Origin of the sequence: Halorubrum sp. CBA1229, from assembly GCF_003721435.2 — an archaeon.
Lineage (GTDB): Archaea > Halobacteriota > Halobacteria > Halobacteriales > Haloferacaceae > Halorubrum.
Window position 1 is genome coordinate 689,370 of record NZ_CP054585.1, and the last position, 14,621, is coordinate 703,990.

The window sequence follows — 14,621 nt, forward strand, 5'->3', positions numbered from 1 at the left end:
CCTGAGAGCGGAGTTCGACGAGCGCCGCACGCCTCGTTTTTAAGTCTCGCCCGCTCCGAGCCTCCGGCATGGACGTCGTCGGCGATCTCCTCGCACGCGATCGGCGGAGCCGCGACATCGCGCTCGTCACGCCCGACGGGCGCGAGCGCACGTATCGCGACCTGATCACGAACGCGTACAAGGCGGCGAACGTGCTCCGCTACCTCGGCGCGCGCGAGGGGTCGACCGTCGCCGTCGAGCCGGCGCCCGGACTCCACACGACGCTCGCCTTCCTCGGCGCGGCCGGGCTGGGCGCCCCGGTCCGGTTCGACCCCGCGGCGGGGATCGGTCGCGGCGACCGCGTCGTCCTCGTCGACGTGGCCGACGAGTCGGCGACGGAACCGGCGCCCGGAACCAGCCTCGCCGCCTTCGGCGGCCCGCCGGAGCGGCCCGAGACGACCCACTGGGAGCAGGAGCTGTGGAGCGAGAACCCCGGCATGCCGCCGAGCGCGGTCGGCCCAGATGACCCCGTCCTGCGGGCGCTGGGAGACGGCGAGCCGGACGGAACCGGCGACGTCGCTCACCGCGCGCTCCTCGACGCGGCCGCGGCGGTCGTCGACGAACACGGGCTCGAACCGGGCGACAGGGTCGCGCTCCGCGGCGGACTCGCGGACCCGCGGGCGCTGGCCGCGGGCGTCGTCGCCCCGCTCGCGGCCGGCGCGACGGCCGTCCTCGCGGGCGATAGCGCGGAGCGCGACGAGCCGACCGCCACGGGTGACGAGCCGACCGTGACCGTAGGGGAAGCGGGGAGCGACCCGCGACCCGTGACGCTCCCGACGGTCGGCGACCGGTAGACGGGAAAAACGGCGACGGCCGCCGACTCAGTCGTCGGCGGGGTTCGGCGGCGCCGAGCGCTCCCGCTCGTGGCGGAGGCACGCCGACTCGTGGTCGGCCGCGTGACTGGTCCGCTCCGGAACGGTCTCCTCGCAGGGCGTGGTGACTCGCTCGGAGAGCGTCGCCGCCGCCCCCTCGAGGTCGCCGCCCAACGCCTTGTCGAGCGCCTCGTCGAGCAGCGCCTCGATCTCGGCTGCGGACACCGCCTCCGCGACGTCGAACTCGCGACGGATCTGCCCTTTCACCGCCTCCGGCGTGGCGTCCGCGTCGCTCCCGGTCCGGAAATTCTCGCGGATCTGGTCGACGTCGACGCTCCCGGCGGCCAGCGCGTCGCGGAGGTTTAAGAGTCCCCGCCAGTTCGACTGGTCGAGGTCGACGCCGTCCGGCTGGATGACCTTGTGACACCGGGTGTGGAACCGGCAGCCGGAGGGCGGGTCCGTCGGGCTCGGGACGGTCCCCGTCAGCTCGATCCCCTCGGCGGTCGAGCGCGGGTCGGGCGTCGGGATCGCCGAGAGCAGCGCCTCCGTGTACGGGTGCTGCGGGTCGGCGAAGATCCGGTCTGTCGGCCCGATCTCGACTATCTCCCCGAGGTACATGACGGCCACCCGGTCGCATATCTCGCGGATGACGGACATGTCGTGGCTGATGAACAAAAGCGAGAGGTCGAACTCGTCTTGTAGATCGGAGATCAGACTGAGGATCTCCGCCTGAATGGAGACGTCGAGCGCGGAGACCGGCTCGTCGGCGACGATGAGCTCCGGGTTCAACACGAGGGCGCGCGCCAGCGCGATGCGCTGTTTCTGGCCGCCGGAGAACTCGTGCGGGTACCGGTCGTAATCCTCCGGCGAGAGGCCGACGCGCTCAAGCAGGTCCTCGACGATCGCCCGCCGTTGGTGGCGGTCCGACATCCCGTGGATCTGGAGCATCTCCGCGACCGCGCTGCCGACCGACATCCGCGGGTCGAAGCTGGAGGAGGGGTCTTGGAAGATCATCTGGGCGTCCCGGCGGAACGCCTTCAGCTCCCGGTCGTCGAAGCGCGTCACGTCGTTCGGGTGCGTCCCGTCGGCGTTGCGGGCCGCGCCGGCCCGCCCGCCGCCGTTGAAGATCACCTCGCCGCCCGTCGGGTCCTCCAGTCTGACGATGGAGGTCGCGGCGGTGGACTTCCCGCAGCCGGACTCGCCGACGAGCCCGAGCGTCTCCCCGGGCGCGATGTCGAAGCTGATCCCGTCGACGGCCCGGGCGGCGCCGACCTGCCGATTCAAGAGCCCCTTCCGGATCGGGTAGTGCTTCTCGAGGTCCCGCACCGAGAGGAGCGGCTCCTCAGTCATCGGCGGAGCTCACCCCCTCGCCGTCGGCGCCCGCGTCCGGGATCCCGTCGCGGACGACCGAGTCGTCGCGCCCGGGGCGGTAGTGGACGCACGAGGCGCGCTGTCCCGGGTTCACCTCGATCTCCTCCGGCTGGTCGCCGGTCACGCAGGCGTCGACCGCGTGCTCGCACCGCGGGGCGAACCGGCAGCCGTCCGGGGGATCGAGGGGGTCGGGGAGCGTACCGGGAATCCCTCCCTTCCGTCCCCCGATCTCGGGGAGGCAGTTGAGCAGCCGCTGCGTGTACGGGTGCGCGGGGCGCTCGAAGATGTCGAGCACGTCGCCGCGCTCCATCACCTTGCCGGCGTACATCACGACGATGCGGTCGGCGATCTCGGCGACGACGCCGAGATCGTGCGTGACGAACAGGATTCCCATGTCGAACTCCTCTTGGAGGTCGTCGAGGAGCCGGAGGATCTGCGCCTGCACCGTCACGTCCAGCGCCGTCGTCGGCTCGTCCGCGATCAGCAGGTCCGGGTCGCCGACGAGCGCCATGGCGATCATCACGCGCTGCTTCTGTCCGCCGGAGAACTCGTGGGGGTAGTCGTCGAACCGAGAGCTGGCGTTCGCGATGCCGACCTTGTCCAGCAGGTCGATCGCCTTCGCGCGCGCCTCCTCGTCGGAGACGTCGCGGTGGATCTGCAGCGCCTCGACGATCTGCCACCCGACGGTGTAACAGTGGTTCATCGCCTCCTGCGGGTTCTGGAAGATGTGCGCGATCTCGTACCCCCGGATCTCGCGGAGCTCGGGCTCGCTCATCTCCAGCAGGTCGCGGCCATTGAACCGAACCGACCCCTCGACGCGGCCCGGCGGCTCCTTGACAATCCGCGTCACCGACTCCGTCGCGACCGTCTTCCCGGATCCCGACTCGCCGACGATACAGACGGTCTCGCCCTCGTTGACCGAGAAGTCGATCCCGTCGACCGCGGTGAGCTCTCCGTTGTCGGTGCCGAACGTCGTCGTGAGGTCGTCGACCTCGAGCAGTGGGGTGGACATTATGCGCTCTCCGGCTCCGCTTCGGGGTTCAGGGCGTCCAGCAGCGCGTCGCCGATGAAGTTGAACGCCAGGATGGTCAGGAACAGCACGATACCGGGCGCCAGCACGATCCACGGCGCGAACGAGAGGTCGCTCCGGCCGGCGGAGATCAGCTGTCCCCACGAGGGGACCGACGAGTCGCCGATCCCGAGGAACGCGAGCTGCGCCTCCGCGAGCAGGAAGCCGGGGATGAGCAGCGTGAGCTGCGTGATGATGCTGCTCGCCACGTTCGGAACCACGTGTTTCCGCACCACGCGGTAGGTGCTCGCGCCGCTGATCCGCGTCGCCTTGATGAACTCCTCCTCGGAGACGGACAGCGACTTACTGCGCACGTACCGCGCGGTGCCGCCCCACGCGAACGCCGAGAAGACGAGGATGAACATCCCGAGCCCGGCGCCGTAGATGTACAGGATGAGCAGGAACATCAGGAACGTCGGGAACGAGAGGATGATGTCGACGAACCGCATCATGAGCTCGTCGACCCACCCGCCCGCGTACGCGCTGACGGTGCCGAACGTGATGCCGATCGCCGCGACGATCGTCGTCGTGATGAAGGCGATCTGCATGCTGATCGTCATCCCGTAGACGATGCCGGCGAAGACGTCTTTCCCGCCGCGCGTGGTCCCGAGGGGGTGCTGCCACGTCCCCTGACACCGTCCGTTCACGACGTCGCCGACGCAGGTCGCGACGTTCGCCTCGTTGATCGAGAGGAACACCGGCGGCTGATGGCCGGTGAGGATGCTCTGTTCCGGCGCGCTGATCACGAGCGGCCCGAGGAGCCCGCCGACGAACACGACGCCGAGCCAGCCGAGGCTGACGACCGCGGGGCGGTTCCGCCTGAACTCCTTCCAGTAGTACCGGGTCATCCGCGGGTTCTGGTACAGCGGTAAGACCAGGTAGAAGAAGAACAGGAACAGCGTGAAAATGAAGAAGTAGTCCAGCGGGTCGAGGTTCCTGCTGAGGCCGATCGCTTGGAACGTCGCCTCCCGCTCGCCGACGAACAGGTAGTCGTACAGCCAGAGGAGCGCCAGCGGCAGCGTCGCCGCCAGCATCCCGATCGAGTTTATCGACAGGTCGAACCGGCTCGACTGGGAGAGCTCGCTCCAGTCGACGCGGTCGAACTGCTCCGGTTTCTTGGTTGCCATGGTGTGTTATCTGTCGTCGTAGTTGATCCGCGGGTCGAGCACGGTGAACACGAGGTCCTCCAACAGGTTACCGACGACGGCGACGAACGTGAACACGAGCGTCGACCCCAACACGAGGTTGGTGTCCTGCGAGAGCAGCGCCTCGTACGTCAGTCGGCCGAGCCCGGGGATGCCGAACACGACCTCCACGAGCAGCGACGAGCCGATGAACAGCGCGAGCAGCTGCCCGACGAGGGTCGTCGACAGCGGCACCATCGTCGGGCGCATCACGTGGTAGGCGTACGCGCGCAGCGGCGAGACGCCCTTCGCCTTCGCCGTCTTCATGAAGTCCGAGTTCTGGAACTCCGCGGACTCGTTCCGGGAGACGCGCATCGTCGCGCCGATCGAGCCCGTCACGAGTACGAACACGGGCAGGATCAGCTGTCTGGCGTTTTCGAGGCTGAACACCGCGACGCTCGTGTCGTACGAGATCGGGACGACCTCGAACCAGACCCCGAAGATCAGAAGCAGGATGATCCCGAAGAAGAAGTTCGGGATCGCGTACCCGAAGAAGGCGAAGCCGGTCGCCGCGTGGTCGCGCCAGCTGTACATGTTCGCCGCCGAGTAGACGCCGACGAGCGGTCCGAGGGTTATCGTGAGGATCGTCCACGGGATCGAGTACTGCGCGGTGTAGTAGAGCGCCTGCCCCAGCGCCTCGATCACCGGCTGGCTGCGGCTCTGTGACCAGCCCCAGTCGAGCGTGTAGACGCTCCGGATGAAGTCCATATACCGGACGTACAGCGGCTGGTTGAGGCCGCGGAGCTCACGCTCCCGCTCGACCGCGGCCGACGGGTCGCCGCCCTGCAGCGCGGCCTGCGTCGCCGCCTCGCGGATCGCCGGATTGGGCGCGGCCGCGAGCAGGAGGAACGTGATCGTGGTGATGATCAGCGAGACGACTACGGCCCACAGCACGCGTGCGCCGACGTACTTTCCGAATCCCATTATGATGGTTGAGGAGGTGTGGTGGAGAGACGGGGACTCTACTGCTCGTATCTCCACGCCGGGAGGTTCCAGCCGTTCGAGAAGTCCTCGACGGGGCCTTCGAGCCCCTCGCGGTAGCCGACCGTGCTGTCGGGGAACGCGAGCATGATGTACGGCTGCTCCTCCGCGAGGTTGACGAAGATGTCAACGAGCGCGTCGGCCAGTTCCTCCTCGCTCGTCGCCTGTTCGGCGGTATCGAACAGTTCCCGCGCGTCGAATTCGGGGTAGTAGCCGACCGGATTGTAGGACCCGGTCGGGCCGTCGAAGAAGACGCTGTTGGTGAGCGGGTTCCGCGGGAACGTGTTCAGTCCGTACACGATCTCCATGTCCCAGTCCTCGTTGCCGGTGATGTTTCGCGGTCCGGGATTCGTCGCTGTCGGGGACGTCCACTCGACCTCCTCGCCGTTCACGGTGTCGACGAGTTCGTCCGGGACGTTGGTGACCTCGCCCTCCTCGTTTCGCTCGGGCGTGGGAAAGTCCGTCGTGGTGTAGTACTCGGTGTCGAACCGCGTGCCGTCGATGGCCTCGAGGCTCACGTCGATTCCGAGGTTGCTGCCGAGCTCCTGCGCGATGAACTCGCCCATCAGTTGCTCGGTCTCCTGCCCCGCGCTGTGGTAGAGGCTGAGCTGGACCTGGTTGCCGTCGGGGTCGACCATCGTCTCCCCGTCGAAGCCGTAGTCGTACTCCGACTGCTCGAACGCCTCCTCCGCGAGGCCGCGGGCGTACTCGCTCCCGTAGTTCTCGCCGACGCCGAACCGGGGGATGTCCTCTTCGGGCGGGTAGAAGTTACTGAAGCGGGGCTGCCACGTGAAGTGCGTCTCCGCGAAGTCGCGAAAGACGCCCTGGATCAGGCTCTGCTTGTCGATCGCGGCGGCCATCGCCTGCCGGAACGGGATGTGCCGGAACATGTTTCCCGGTCCCGTCGTCCAGCCGTTATCGCGCATGTTGACCGAGAGCTTCTCGTTGTACGGCTGCGGGACCCGGTTGACGTAGATCCCGTCTTTCTCCCGGTACTCCTGAACGCGCTCCGGCGGGATGGCCGCGGAGTCGACCGCGCCGGTCTCCAGCGCGCCGAGCCGGGAGGCCTGTTCGCCGAGTACCTGGATCTCCGCCTCCTCGAAGTACGGGGCCTCGTTGAACACGTCCGGGAGGTCGTCGGCGTCCTGGAGGTAGTAGTCGTCGTTGCGGCTGTACTGGGTACCGCCGTCGCGCTGCCACTCGTCGAGCACGTACGGGCCGAGGTTGCCGGAAAAATGGAGCTCGAGCAGCTCCTCGTCCTGCCGGAGCCCCTCGGCGTCCTCCTCCTCGACGTACGGTTGGAGGAGGTCCTCCGGGATCGGGTAGAGGAGCGGCTCGTAGCTTTCCGGCCAGAGGAGCGACGGGCTCCCGAGGGTGGCCTGGAACTCGTACTCGCCGGTCTGTTCGACTTCCACGCCAGTCCAGTACGTCGCGCTGACCGAACTGGCCCATCCCCCCTGGTGGATCTCCTGGATCAGGTAGACGAAGTCGCTCGCGGTCACCTCGCCGTACGGGTCGCTGAACTCCAGCCCCTCGCGGACCTCGAACGTCCACACCTCGCCGTCCTCGGTGGACATGTCGTAGAGGAGCGGGACGTACTCGTTGTCCGCGTTGAACGTGTACCCCTGGTCGAGCGCTCGAGCGATCGCGTTACCGGCGCCGTTTTCGTCGTTGTAGATCGGGTTGAGCGTCGTGAAGGAGGCCGCGGCGGCCGTCGAATACGTGGAACGGTCGGTGCCGCCGTCCGAGCCGTCCGAGCCGTCGGTCTCGTTGCCGTCGCTTCCATCCCCGCCGTCGCCGCTTCCCGAGCAGCCGGCGAGCGCGGTCGCGCCGCCGACGCCGAGCATGGAGAGCCACTGCCGACGTCCGAGACGCCGACCGTCGGTACCGCCGTCAGTGTGTCGCCGTGACATACCACGATCCAACGAGTCTATCTACTAAAAACCCCCGATGTCCAGACGGCACCGGGGTTCGTCCGCCGAGACCGGCCGTATATCGGCTGTAAACCCTCCACTCAAAAAAAGTTTATAAACGGACTCCCACATCGAATCGGAATCACACAACGTTTGGGCAGTGCGAGTCGATCGGACGACGCTCCGGATCCCAAAGCCCCTAAGCCAGGCCGGTGAACGGGGCGGTATGACCGATATCCATCCCGACCAGCGCGTCGCGGTGCTCGCCGACTCACAGAACCTGTACCACTCCGCCCAGAGCTTTTACTCGCGGAATATCGACTACTCGGGGCTGCTCGAGGCCGCCGTCAACGACCGGGCGCTCGTCCGCGCCATCGCGTACGTGATCCGGGCCGACTCGCCGGAGGAGGAGAGCTTCTTCGAGGCGCTCCGCGACATCGGGTTCGAGACGAAGATCAAGGAGATCAAGACGTTCGCCGACGGCTCGAAGAAGGCCGACTGGGACCTCGGAATGAGCCTCGACGCCGTCTCGCTCGCCAGTCACGTCGACACCGTCGTCCTCTGTACCGGCGACGGCGACTTCGCCCGCCTCTGCTCGCACCTCCGCCACGAGGGGGTCCGCGTCGAGGCGATGGGGTTCGGGAACTCCGCGGCCGACGAGCTGATCGAGGCCGCCGACGACTTCGTCGACCTCGCGGACGAAGAGGAGACGTTCCTCTTATAAGCGGCGGCGTCGGCCGGACCGGTTTCTCGCCGCTTCCGGGCTCTCTCCCCGCACCCGAATTAGCCCCTCCCCGCAGCCGAATCAGCCCCTCCCCGCACCCGAATCAGCCCCTCGATGCGGCGTCGCCCAGCAGCTCCGCGATCGCCCGTTCGACAGTCAGCGCGGCCGCTTCCACCTCTCTGACGCGGACGTACTCACGCTCGGCGTGCGCGACCGCCCCCGCGTCGTCGGCGAGGTCGCCGGGACCGAAGACGACCGTCGGCGCCGGCGCGAAGTACGACGCCTCCGTCGCCGCCCCGAAGGGCCGCGCGGACCCCCCACGATCGGCGGGGAGCCCGGTCGCGTCGGCGGCCGCCCGCGCCGCGCCGGCGACCGCCTCGACGAGTTCGTGGTCGGGGGGTGTCGAGAACGCCTCGAAGAAGGGCGACTCCCGGTCGGTGAGCGCGACGTCGACGCCGACGTCGTCGGGGACCCGCGCCCGCACCGCCGACGCGAGCGACGAGCGGAACCCCACGGCCGTCTCCGGCGGGACGCTCCGCCGGTCGACGGTGATCTCGCAGTCCGCCGGCACCTGGTTCGTCGCCGCGCCGCCCTCGATGACGGTCGGCGTGAGCTTCGGTGGGCCGAGCTGCGGGTGCTCGTCGGCGCCGTCGTCGAAGGTCCGGATCGCCGCGAGCGCCCCCTCGGCGGCCGCGACCGCGTTCGCGCCGGCGAACTCCGCGGCGTGGGCGGCGACGCCCGACAGCTCGACAGTCCCTTGGAACCGCCCCTTCGCGGCGGTGCACGCGTCGAGCCCGGTCGGCTCGCCGACAAGGAACAGGTCGCCGTCGAGCCGGTCTTCGGTCCCGGGCGAGCGCCCGGTCAGCGCCGCCGCGCCGAGCGACAGCGTCTCCTCGTCCGGCGTGAGCGCGAGCGTGAGCCGGCCGCGTTCCGGGTCGGCCGCGAGGAAGCCCGACAGGAGCGCCGCGAGCGGCCCCTTCGCGTCGCAGGCGCCGCGGCCGCGGATCACCTCGTCGGGGGCATCGCCCTCTCGCGCGGCCCCCGGCCGCTCGTCCGCGCGCGCTTCCCCGCGCTCGAACGGGACGTGCGGCGTCACCGTGTCGAGGTGGGTGTTCGCCACGAGGTGCGGCCCCGCGTCGGGCGCGGGCGAGCGCTTCGTCGCGAGCACGCAGCCGCCGGCGACGACCTCGCTCTCGACGCCGCGTCGGTCCAGCGTCTCGACGACGAGCTCGCGGGTCTCGTCGACGGACTCGTGTGAGGGCGTCCGGACGGCCGTTTCGAGGAAGGAGACGGGGTCGAACGACCGTCGGCTCATCGCGGGTCGGCGGGGAGGCTCCCGGCGAACTCGCGGGCGACGGGGCCCGTCAGCGTCGCGTGGCCCGCGTCGGGAACCGTGATCTCCAGCTCGCCGCCCGGCGGGCGGCTCACGGCCGACTCGCCCTCGATCAGGCCGAGTCGGCGCGCGGCGGCGACGACCGCCACCGCGCCGGTGCCGCACGAGCGGGTCTCGCCCTCGACGCCGCGCTCGAAGGTGCGCTGGTCGATGACCGCGGGCCCGTCGCCGCTCCCGTCGTCGACCACCGCGGCGAGGTTCACGTTCGCGCCCTCGGGGAAGACGTCGGCGTGGCGGACCGGCGGGGCGACGGCGTCGAGGTCGACCGCGTCGATGCCGTCGGGGTCGTCGCGCCCGCTGTCGACGAACGCGACCGCGTGCGGGACGCCGGTGTTGACGGCCGTGACGGTGAGCCCCGCGACCGACTCGTCGATCAGGGGCTCGTCACGGGCGACCGGGACCCAGCGGGGATCGAACGTCGGCTCGCCCATCTCGATGGTCGCGGCGGTCGCGTCCGCGTTCACCGAGGCGCGGCGCGTCCCCGCCTGCGTGTCGATCATGAACTCGCGGTCGCCGGTCCGGTCGTGGGCCCAGCGCGCGACGACGCGCGCGCCGTTGCCGCACATCGTCGCCGTCGAGCCGTCGGGCTGGACGAGCGTCATCACGACGCGGGTCGGGTCGAACCGCTCCGAGATACTTAAAAAGAGGACGCCGTCGGCGCCGCGGCGACCGGCGGACGCGCCGTCTCCCGTTCCGTCTCCGGCGCCGAAGTCCGCCCCGTCGACGCCCGTCTCGCGGTCGCAGTGGGCGCGCGCGAACGCCGCGCGGTCGCCGACGCTCTCCGCGCTCGCGTCGACGACGAGGAAGTCGTTGCCCGTGCCGTGGTACTTCTCGACCGGGACGGCGTGGGTGCTCATCGGTCGCCCCCCGTCGGTCCGGTCGGCGTCTCGGCCTCCCGCTCGACCGCCGTCAGGTCGGCGAGGCGCTCCCGGCGCCGGGCTATCGTCGCGGTTCCGTCGTCGAGCGCGACCTCCGCCGGTCGCGGTCGTGAGTTGTATTGGCTCGCCATCTCGTATCCGTACGCGCCCGCGACACCGACCGCGAGGAGGTCCCCGCGTGCCGGGTCGGCGAGCGCTCGGTCTCTACAGAGGGTATCGCCGGTCTCACAGATAGGTCCGGCGACTGTGACAGGGGTTGCCTCCCGCTCGTCGGGGGCCGGGGCGTCGCCCCCGTCGCCGCCCCGTCCGCCGCCGAGGTTGCGGATCGGGTGGTACGCGTCGTACATCGCCGGCCGGAGCAGGTCCGTCATGCCGGCATCGGCGCCGACGACCCGCTCCTCCGGAGTCGGTTTCACCGTGTTCACGCGCGTCAGGAGGACGCCCGCGTCGGCGACGACGTACCGGCCGGGCTCGATCGCGAGGTCGACGCCCGCGGGGAGCGGCGCGACGGCCTCGCGGGTCGCCTCGGCGACCGCCGAGAGGTCGAGCGGCGGCTCGTCCTCTTTATAAGGGACGCCGAACCCGCCGCCGACGTCGACGTACTCGAGGTCGAGAGGAGCGGCATCGTCACTCGGGTCGGTCAGTTCGCGCGCCAGCTCGCCCATCCGAGCGACCATCTCGCGGTGGCTGTCGAGCTGGTCGGGGTCGATACCGGAGCCGGCGTGGGCGTGGATCCCGACGGCGTCGAAGCGCTCGGCGGCCTCGCGGGCCGCCTCCGCGGCGCGGTCGTACGGGACCCCGAACTTCGCCGCGCCGCCGGTCCGGACCTTCTCGTGGTGGCCCGCGCCGACGCCGGGGTTCACCCGGAGGCAGACCCGGCCGTCGTAGCCGCGCTCGGCGAGGCGGTCGAGGGTGTCGACCGCGCCGACGGTGACCGTCAGGTCGGGCTCCGCCTCGGTGACGCCGACGACGTAGTCGAGGTCGCGGGCGGGCGGGTTGACCGCGGTGTAGTGGAGCCGGTCGCCGCCGAAGCCGGCCGCGAGCGCGCGGTCGACCTCGCCCGCCGAGGCGCACTCGGCGTCGAGCCCGGCCTCGCGGACCGCTTCGAGGACCGCCCGTCCGGTGTGGGCCTTCACGGCGTACCGGACGTCGGCGTCCGGGAAGGCGTCGCGCAGGCGCTCGCAGTTCTCGCGCACGCGGTCGAGGTCCTGCACGTAGAGGGGCGTGCCGTGCTCGGCCGCGAGGTCGGCGAGCCGGTCGGCGTCCCAGTCGCTCACGCGCCGGACCGGGGGGTTGCCGTCGGCGGTGTCGACGCCGGCGTCGGCCGCCGGTCCCGCGTCGCGGTCGCTCATTCGCGGAGGGCGTCCTCGCGCCGCGTCGCCTCCAGCGTGTCCTCCTCGACGTGGGTCGCGACGACCGCGGGCTTGTACGCGCCGCCCTCGAACAGCTCGTGGTCGCCGACGGACGACTCCACCATCCGGGTGAACGCCCGGCGGTCGGCCGGGAGGTGGCCGTAGATTATCTCCTCCTCGACGAGGTCGTAGACGGGGATGCGGGGGGTGAGCAGGGTGTTCTCGCCGACGATCGAGTTCTCGCCGACGCGGAAGCCCGAGGTGACCCGGCAGCCCGCGCCGAGCGAGACGCCGTCCTCGACGACGACCGGCGCGTCCTCGACGGGTTCGAGGACGCCGCCGATCAACGTGTTGGCGCCGAGCTTGACGTTCTCGCCGAGCTGCGCGCAGGAGCCGACCGTGTCGCAGGAGTCGACGAGGGTGCCGTCGCCGACGTGCGCGCCCATGTTGACGAACGAGGGGCTCATCATGATGCAGTCGCTCCCGAGGTACGCGCCGCGGCGGATGACGGTGCCGTCGGGGGTGTTCCGGGTGCCGCGCTCGCCGAGGTCGGCGGTGTCGCGCAGCGGGAGCACGTCGTAGTAGGTGACGCCGCCGTGCTCGCGGGGCTCGGTCTCGCGCAGACCGAAGTTCAGCAGGATCCCCCGCTTGACCCACTCGTTGGCCTCCCAGGTGGTCACGTCGTCGCCGGTCTTCTCGGCGGCGCGGACCTCGCCGGCCTCCAGCGCCGAGAGGAACGACTCGAGGACCTCGGCGTCCTCGGCCGTCGCGTCGGCGGCGGTCAGCCCCTCCTGATAGCGGTCCCACAGGTCGGATACGTCGGATTCGAGCGTCATTAGGTTGTGTATGGATGAGTGTCGGTATTTATTCGTCGATATACGTATGTCCGGAGGTTATCGGAGCTATTCGCTCCCGCCGTCCAACACGTCGTCGAACCCGTACCAGCCGGGGTCGCGGCCGGCGAGCCAGTCGGCGGCGTCGAGCGCGCCCTCCGCGAACACCCCGCGGTCGCCCGCGCGGTGCGTGAGCTCGAGCGTCTCGCGGTTCCCGGCCACGAGCACCTCGTGCTCGCCGGTGACGTCGCCCGCGCGCCGGGCGTGGACCCCGATCTCGCCGGCCTCGCGAGGCGCGTCGCCCTCGCGGCCGTGGACGCGTCGGTCGAGGTCGTCGCGGACCGACTCCACGTCGTCGAGGATCGACTTCGCGGTGCCGGAGGGTGCGTCGCGCTTCCCGTTGTGGTGCGTCTCCGTCAGCTCCACGTCGTAGCCGGGGAGCGCGGCCGCGGCCTCGCGGACCGCGCGGCGGAGCGCGGCGACGCCACGCGCGAAGTTCGACGCCTTGAGCACCGGTACCGCGTCGCTCGCGGCCCGGAGGCTGTCCAGCTGGGCGTCCGCGAAGCCGGTCGTGCCGGTGACCATCGGAACGCCCGCGTCGGCGCAGGCCTCCGCGTACGCGACCGCCGAGGCCGGGCCCGTGAAGTCGACGAGCACGTCGGGAGACTCGGCCGCGAGCAGCTCTCCGAGCCGGTCGGCGGCGTCGACCGCGACGCCCGCGACGGGCTCGGTCGCGGTGCGGTTGACCGCGACGGCGACGGCGACGGCGTCGCGGTCGGCGGCGGCCTCGATCACCTCGCGGCCCATCCGGCCGCCGGCGCCGGTGACGGCGATCCGGAGCGGGTCGGTCGCGCCAGCGCTCATTCGCCGTCCCCCGCCGCGGGCCCGACGGTCTCCGGATCGACGGCCGCCGGATCGACGGTGCCGGGCGCGGCCTCGTCGTACTCGGCGAGGAGCTCGCGCAGGACCGCCCGGCGCTCCTCGGAGAGCCGCGAGAGCGGCGACCGAACCAGCGGACCGCCCCGACCGCGGATGTGCATCGCCTCCTTCACCGGGATCGGGTTCGTCTCGGCGAACAGCTCGCGGACGAGCGGCGAGAGCTCGTGGTGAAGCGCGCGGGCGCGGTCGTAGTCGCCGGAGAGCGCGGCGCCGACCATCGCGCAGGAGCGCTCGGGCTCGACGTTGCCGACGACACTGATGGTGCCGGTGCCGCCGATCGAGAGCACCGGGAGGGTGAGCCCGTCGTCGCCGGAGAGCACGGAGAACGCCTCGTCGCGGGTGCGCTCGATCACCTCGCTGATGAGGTTCAGGTCGCCGGACGCCGCCTTATACCCCTGGATGTTCGGGTGCTCGGCGAGCTCGACGGTGACGTCGACGGGGATCGACTGCCCCGTCCGGCTCGGGACGTTGTAGACGATCTGCGGGAGGTCGACCTCGTCGGCGATCGTCCGGTAGTGGTTCAGGAATCCCTGCGGCTCCGGCTTGTTGTAGTACGGGGAGATGAGGAGCAGACCGTCGGCGCCCGCGTCGGCGGCGCGCCGGGAGAGCGAGAGCGCCTCGGCGGTGTTGTTCGAGCCGGTGCCGGCGATCACGGGGATGTCGTCGAGCGCGTCGCGGACCGTCTCGATCACGTCGACGTGCTCGTCGTGGGTCATCGTCGCCGACTCGCCGGTGGAGCCGACGGGGACGACCCCGTCGACGCCCGCGCGCTCGAGGTAGCGGGCGTTGTCGGCGAGCTGCTCGTGGTCGACCTCGTCGTCCTCGGTGAAGGGAGTCGTCATCGCGGGATACACCCCCTCGAAGGGCTCGTCGGTCGAGCGTCGGTCCGTCTCGGTCTGTGCTCCGTACGGCGTCGTGGTGGTCGCGTCTGTCATGGGTGCGCTGTGGGTGTCTGCGGTCGGTCGGTGTCTGCGGTCGGTCCGGAAACGAACGGTGCGCGCGGGTCGGGGGTCGTCCGGGACGGGGTCGCCACTCCCGCCGGCGGACGGCTCACGCGCGTTTTTTCGAGAAGAGCCGCGTCGCTGACGGCGTCGGCGGGCCGCGTCCGGACGCGGGTCGGTTCACACCCGTAC

The 14,621-nt window shown here is 70.6% G+C and carries 13 protein-coding genes; 2 read left to right on the forward strand and 11 right to left on the reverse strand.

Annotation, left to right across the window (positions count from 1 at the left end; all coding sequences use genetic code 11):
• Positions 1–68: 68 nt before the first annotated feature.
• Positions 69–833, forward strand: a complete 765-nt coding sequence (locus Hrr1229_RS03460; protein WP_123114181.1) for an AMP-binding protein — start codon at positions 69–71, stop codon at positions 831–833.
• 27 nt (positions 834–860) lie between these two features.
• Here the strand turns inward: Hrr1229_RS03460 and Hrr1229_RS03465 are convergent, their stop codons facing one another.
• Genes Hrr1229_RS03465 through Hrr1229_RS03485 form a run of 5 tightly spaced genes read right to left on the reverse strand, consistent with a single transcriptional unit; the run spans position 861 to position 7,369 of the window.
• Positions 861–2,201: an oligopeptide/dipeptide ABC transporter ATP-binding protein gene (locus Hrr1229_RS03465; RefSeq protein ID WP_123114180.1), complete on the reverse strand. Its 1,341-nt coding sequence runs from the start codon at positions 2,199–2,201 to the stop codon at positions 861–863.
• Positions 2,194–3,234 carry an ABC transporter ATP-binding protein gene (locus Hrr1229_RS03470; protein WP_123114179.1) on the reverse strand — a complete coding sequence of 347 codons (1,041 nt, stop codon included), beginning with the start codon at positions 3,232–3,234 and terminating at the stop codon, positions 2,194–2,196. Before Hrr1229_RS03470 ends, Hrr1229_RS03465 begins: the two co-directional genes overlap by 8 nt.
• Positions 3,234–4,418, reverse strand: a complete 1,185-nt coding sequence (locus Hrr1229_RS03475; RefSeq protein ID WP_123114178.1) for an ABC transporter permease — start codon at positions 4,416–4,418, stop codon at positions 3,234–3,236. The genes Hrr1229_RS03470 and Hrr1229_RS03475 overlap by 1 nt, the downstream gene beginning before the upstream one ends.
• 6 nt (positions 4,419–4,424) lie before the next feature.
• Entirely contained in the window at positions 4,425–5,399 is a 975-nt protein-coding gene (locus tag Hrr1229_RS03480) for an ABC transporter permease (RefSeq protein ID WP_123114177.1), read from the reverse strand.
• Positions 5,400–5,437: 38 nt separating this feature from the next.
• Positions 5,438–7,369 carry an ABC transporter substrate-binding protein gene (locus tag Hrr1229_RS03485; RefSeq protein WP_123114176.1) on the reverse strand — a complete coding sequence of 644 codons (1,932 nt, stop codon included), beginning with the start codon at positions 7,367–7,369 and terminating at the stop codon, positions 5,438–5,440.
• A 226-nt stretch (positions 7,370–7,595) separates the two neighbouring features.
• Between Hrr1229_RS03485 and Hrr1229_RS03490 the strand changes: the two genes are divergently transcribed.
• Positions 7,596–8,093, forward strand: a complete 498-nt coding sequence (locus tag Hrr1229_RS03490; protein WP_123114175.1) for an NYN domain-containing protein — start codon at positions 7,596–7,598, stop codon at positions 8,091–8,093.
• A gap of 103 nt (positions 8,094–8,196) precedes the next feature.
• On the opposite strand, the gene Hrr1229_RS03495 is transcribed toward Hrr1229_RS03490, so the two are convergent.
• The 6 genes from Hrr1229_RS03495 to dapA form a co-directional block, all read right to left on the reverse strand.
• A complete protein-coding gene (locus tag Hrr1229_RS03495) occupies positions 8,197–9,408 on the reverse strand; it encodes a M20/M25/M40 family metallo-hydrolase (protein ID WP_123114174.1) in 1,212 nt (403 codons plus the stop codon).
• Positions 9,405–10,343, reverse strand: coding sequence for a diaminopimelate epimerase (gene dapF / locus Hrr1229_RS03500; RefSeq protein WP_123114173.1), 939 nt, complete (start codon positions 10,341–10,343; stop codon positions 9,405–9,407). The genes Hrr1229_RS03495 and dapF overlap by 4 nt, the downstream gene beginning before the upstream one ends.
• Positions 10,340–11,716 (reverse strand): diaminopimelate decarboxylase, encoded by a 1,377-nt coding sequence (gene lysA / locus Hrr1229_RS03505; RefSeq protein WP_123114172.1) that lies wholly within the window; start codon positions 11,714–11,716, stop codon positions 10,340–10,342. The genes dapF and lysA overlap by 4 nt, the downstream gene beginning before the upstream one ends.
• Positions 11,713–12,552, reverse strand: a complete 840-nt coding sequence (locus Hrr1229_RS03510) for a 2,3,4,5-tetrahydropyridine-2,6-dicarboxylate N-succinyltransferase (protein WP_123114171.1) — start codon at positions 12,550–12,552, stop codon at positions 11,713–11,715. The genes lysA and Hrr1229_RS03510 overlap by 4 nt, the downstream gene beginning before the upstream one ends.
• 66 nt (positions 12,553–12,618) lie before the next feature.
• The gene (dapB, locus tag Hrr1229_RS03515) at positions 12,619–13,413 is read right to left on the reverse strand and encodes a 4-hydroxy-tetrahydrodipicolinate reductase (protein WP_123114170.1); all 795 of its coding nucleotides are present in this window, start codon (positions 13,411–13,413) and stop codon (positions 12,619–12,621) included.
• Positions 13,410–14,423: a 4-hydroxy-tetrahydrodipicolinate synthase gene (dapA, locus tag Hrr1229_RS03520; protein ID WP_123114169.1), complete on the reverse strand. Its 1,014-nt coding sequence runs from the start codon at positions 14,421–14,423 to the stop codon at positions 13,410–13,412. The genes dapB and dapA overlap by 4 nt, the downstream gene beginning before the upstream one ends.
• Between the last annotated feature and the right edge of the window lie 198 nt (positions 14,424–14,621).

Bases quoted from the DNA above. Each gene is read 5' to 3' on its own strand.
- Hrr1229_RS03495 (WP_123114174.1), bottom strand. From the start codon at position 9,408: ATGAGCCGACGGTCGTTCGACCCCGTCTCCTTCCTCGAAACGGCCGTC.
- lysA (WP_123114172.1), bottom strand. From the start codon at position 11,716: ATGAGCGACCGCGACGCGGGACCGGCGGCCGACGCCGGCGTCGACACC.
- Hrr1229_RS03475 (WP_123114178.1), bottom strand. From the start codon at position 4,418: ATGGCAACCAAGAAACCGGAGCAGTTCGACCGCGTCGACTGGAGCGAG.
- Hrr1229_RS03485 (WP_123114176.1), bottom strand. From the start codon at position 7,369: ATGTCACGGCGACACACTGACGGCGGTACCGACGGTCGGCGTCTCGGA.
- dapF (WP_123114173.1), bottom strand. From the start codon at position 10,343: ATGAGCACCCACGCCGTCCCGGTCGAGAAGTACCACGGCACGGGCAAC.
- Hrr1229_RS03460 (WP_123114181.1), top strand. From the start codon at position 69: ATGGACGTCGTCGGCGATCTCCTCGCACGCGATCGGCGGAGCCGCGAC.
- dapA (WP_123114169.1), bottom strand. From the start codon at position 14,423: ATGACAGACGCGACCACCACGACGCCGTACGGAGCACAGACCGAGACG.
- Hrr1229_RS03480 (WP_123114177.1), bottom strand. From the start codon at position 5,399: ATGGGATTCGGAAAGTACGTCGGCGCACGCGTGCTGTGGGCCGTAGTC.
- Hrr1229_RS03510 (WP_123114171.1), bottom strand. From the start codon at position 12,552: ATGACGCTCGAATCCGACGTATCCGACCTGTGGGACCGCTATCAGGAG.
- dapB (WP_123114170.1), bottom strand. From the start codon at position 13,413: ATGAGCGCTGGCGCGACCGACCCGCTCCGGATCGCCGTCACCGGCGCC.
- Hrr1229_RS03465 (WP_123114180.1), bottom strand. From the start codon at position 2,201: ATGACTGAGGAGCCGCTCCTCTCGGTGCGGGACCTCGAGAAGCACTAC.
- Hrr1229_RS03490 (WP_123114175.1), top strand. From the start codon at position 7,596: ATGACCGATATCCATCCCGACCAGCGCGTCGCGGTGCTCGCCGACTCA.
- Hrr1229_RS03470 (WP_123114179.1), bottom strand. From the start codon at position 3,234: ATGTCCACCCCACTGCTCGAGGTCGACGACCTCACGACGACGTTCGGC.